This window comes from Streptomyces sp. NPDC096040, assembly GCF_040303265.1.
In the GTDB taxonomy this organism is placed as follows: domain Bacteria; phylum Actinomycetota; class Actinomycetes; order Streptomycetales; family Streptomycetaceae; genus Streptomyces.
In genome coordinates this window covers 1-2,278 of sequence record NZ_JBEOTA010000090.1, presented here as the reverse complement: position 1 = coordinate 2,278, position 2,278 = coordinate 1, and the positions used below count along the sequence as shown (strand labels likewise).

2 protein-coding genes and 1 pseudogene are annotated in these 2,278 nt (G+C 61.6%); 2 read left to right on the top strand and 1 reads right to left on the bottom strand.

The features are described 5' to 3' along the window. Nucleotides 1-155, top strand: a pseudogene (locus tag ABTY98_RS42110) (IS3-like element ISAar4 family transposase); the annotation flags it as partial. An 85-nt stretch (nt 156-240) separates the two neighbouring features. Here ABTY98_RS42110 and ltrA read toward each other — a convergent pair. Next, nucleotides 241-1,494: a group II intron reverse transcriptase/maturase gene (gene ltrA, locus ABTY98_RS42105; protein ID WP_352226463.1), complete on the bottom strand. Its 1,254-nt coding sequence runs from the start codon at nt 1,492-1,494 to the stop codon at nt 241-243. A 542-nt stretch (nt 1,495-2,036) separates the two neighbouring features. On the opposite strand from ltrA, the gene ABTY98_RS42100 reads away from it, so the two are divergent. Next, nucleotides 2,037-2,278: DDE-type integrase/transposase/recombinase (locus ABTY98_RS42100; protein WP_352226462.1), on the top strand; the 242-nt coding region annotated here is incomplete at its 3' end.

Below are 2,278 nucleotides of genomic sequence, written 5' to 3'. Positions count from 1 at the left end.
TGGAGCTGGTCCGCCGCCTCATGCGCGAACTGGGCCTGGTGACCTGCCTGCCACGGCCGAAGAGGTTCAACCTCACTCAGGCTGCGGCCGGCCAGATGCCAGACCTCGTCGGCCGCGACTTCACCGCGGATGCGCCCGGTGAAAAGCTCGTCGGGTCGGGTAGCCGGAGGGAATCTCACCCTCCGGCTCCCACAGAACCGTGCGTAACAGTCTCCCATTACACGGCTCTTGCCACCCTGATCACCAGAAATTACGGCACAGGCGCCAATGCGCGAACATTCCCGGGTATCGCCTTGTGATCCCCTGGAAACAGTCCTTGGCTTTCTTGAACCCGGCCAGCCGTTTGTACTTTCTGCGGATCCAGCGCACCAGGTAGGCGTTGATGCGCCGCAGGAGGGGTTTCAGCGCGGAGTGATAGAACGCTCCGTAGTACTGCATCCACCCTCGCACGATCGGGTTGATGATGCGTGCGAGTTGAGCGAAGGTGTGACCCGTGCGCCGATGGATCCGCCACCCGCGCAATTCGGAACTGAGCCTCTTCAGGGCGTCCTTGCTGATCGCAGGCAGAAAGCACGGAAATGTCACCCCATGCTTGCTGCGCGCTGCGCGAGCGCGGAACGTGAACCCCAGGAACGTGAACGCCGTGTGCTCATACGAGCCCCGCCTGTTCGCGTCCTTGCAGTAGACGATCCGGGTCTTGTCGGGATGCAGACGCAGCCCGACCTCTTCCATCCGGTTCCCGATCGCCTCCACCAGTCTTCTGGCCTGGCGTTCGCTGACGCAGTGCACGACCGCGTCATCCACGTAGCGTTCGAAGGGGACGTTCGGGAACTCCCGAGCCAGCCACATGTCGAACGCGTAGTGCAGGAACAGATTCGCCAGCACGGGCGAAACCGATGACCCTTGCGGGGTCCCCCGGTCTCGCATCTGCAAGGTGCCATCGGGTAGTTGAAGCGGTGCCTCCAGCCATCGCCGGACGTACAACTTCACCCAAACGGCGTCGGTGTGCGCTTCCACAGCCTTGACGATGAGGTCCCAGCGGACGCTGTCGAAGAACTTCTGGATGTCGAGGTCGACGACCCAGTCCTTCTTCCAGCAGCGTTCTCGGCACTTTTCCACCGCGTCCAGTGCCGACCGCCCGGGCCGATACCCATAGGAGTCCGGATGGAACTTCGGTTCCACCTCGCGCTCCAAACGGGCGGCCACTACGGTCTGTGCAATTCTGTCCGCGACCGTGGGAACGCCGAGAATTCTGGTACCACCGCCATGCGGCTTCGGAATCTCCACCGCTCGCACCGGGGGCGGAAAGTAGCTGCCCGAGGACATTCGATTCCAGATCTTGAAGAGATTGCCCTTCAGATCCTTCTCGAAGTCCTCGATCGAGCAGCCATCTACACCCGGCGCCCCCTTATTTGCCCTGACCTTCTCCCATGCCTCCCATACTTCCCGCTTCGAGATCTCAAACGACTTCCCTGGCGACTTCAGCTCGCCCACCCGACTCCTCCCAGGACATACCCGGTTGATCGAACGAACACAGCCACGGATGACCCGGCCCCTTCGCTCCATCTCCATTACAGAGACTTCATCACTACTACGAGCCGGTCCGCCGGCGAGTCCCGCACTGGTACTCGATCCCTCGCGGTTTCCGCCGCTTCGGGACACTCCCTCTCCCTGCCCATAAGGCAGGACTATCGGGACTCGCCTTCCCACGTTCCACGTGAAAGCAGCAGACCAGACTCGCGTCGCCTCCATGCCGGGCACCGTCTGGCCAGTAGACGGGTGCCCGCCAGACTTGTCCTGGAGCCATATCTACACCCCCAGTTTCGATGCCATCTAAATACGTTTTCGACACGTCATCAGCGATTCGCTTGCGCTCGCCTTCCTGGTCCCCACCTGACGCCTCATGGGCGCCTTTTCCACATCGCTCACCACGACGGTCTTCAGCCAACGCAGCATGTGGCGGTTTGAAGCCTCCCCCCGCAGGGCGGCTCCGAAGGGCCTACCTTCATCTTTCACGCAGCACCGCATTCAAAGAGGTGCCGACCTACATTCCCGAACCTCTCTTCCTGCGTTCGTGGCACACCGACATTACCTATATCGCGACCGGGGAAGGCTGGCTGTACCTCGCGACGGTCATCGACTGCTGCACGAAGGAAGTCATCGGTTACGCGATGGACGACCACTACCAAACTCCGCTGATATCCAGGGCGATCCGCAACGCTGCACGGAACAGGAACATCTCGGCCGGCGCGATATTTCACTCCGACCGCGGAAGCAA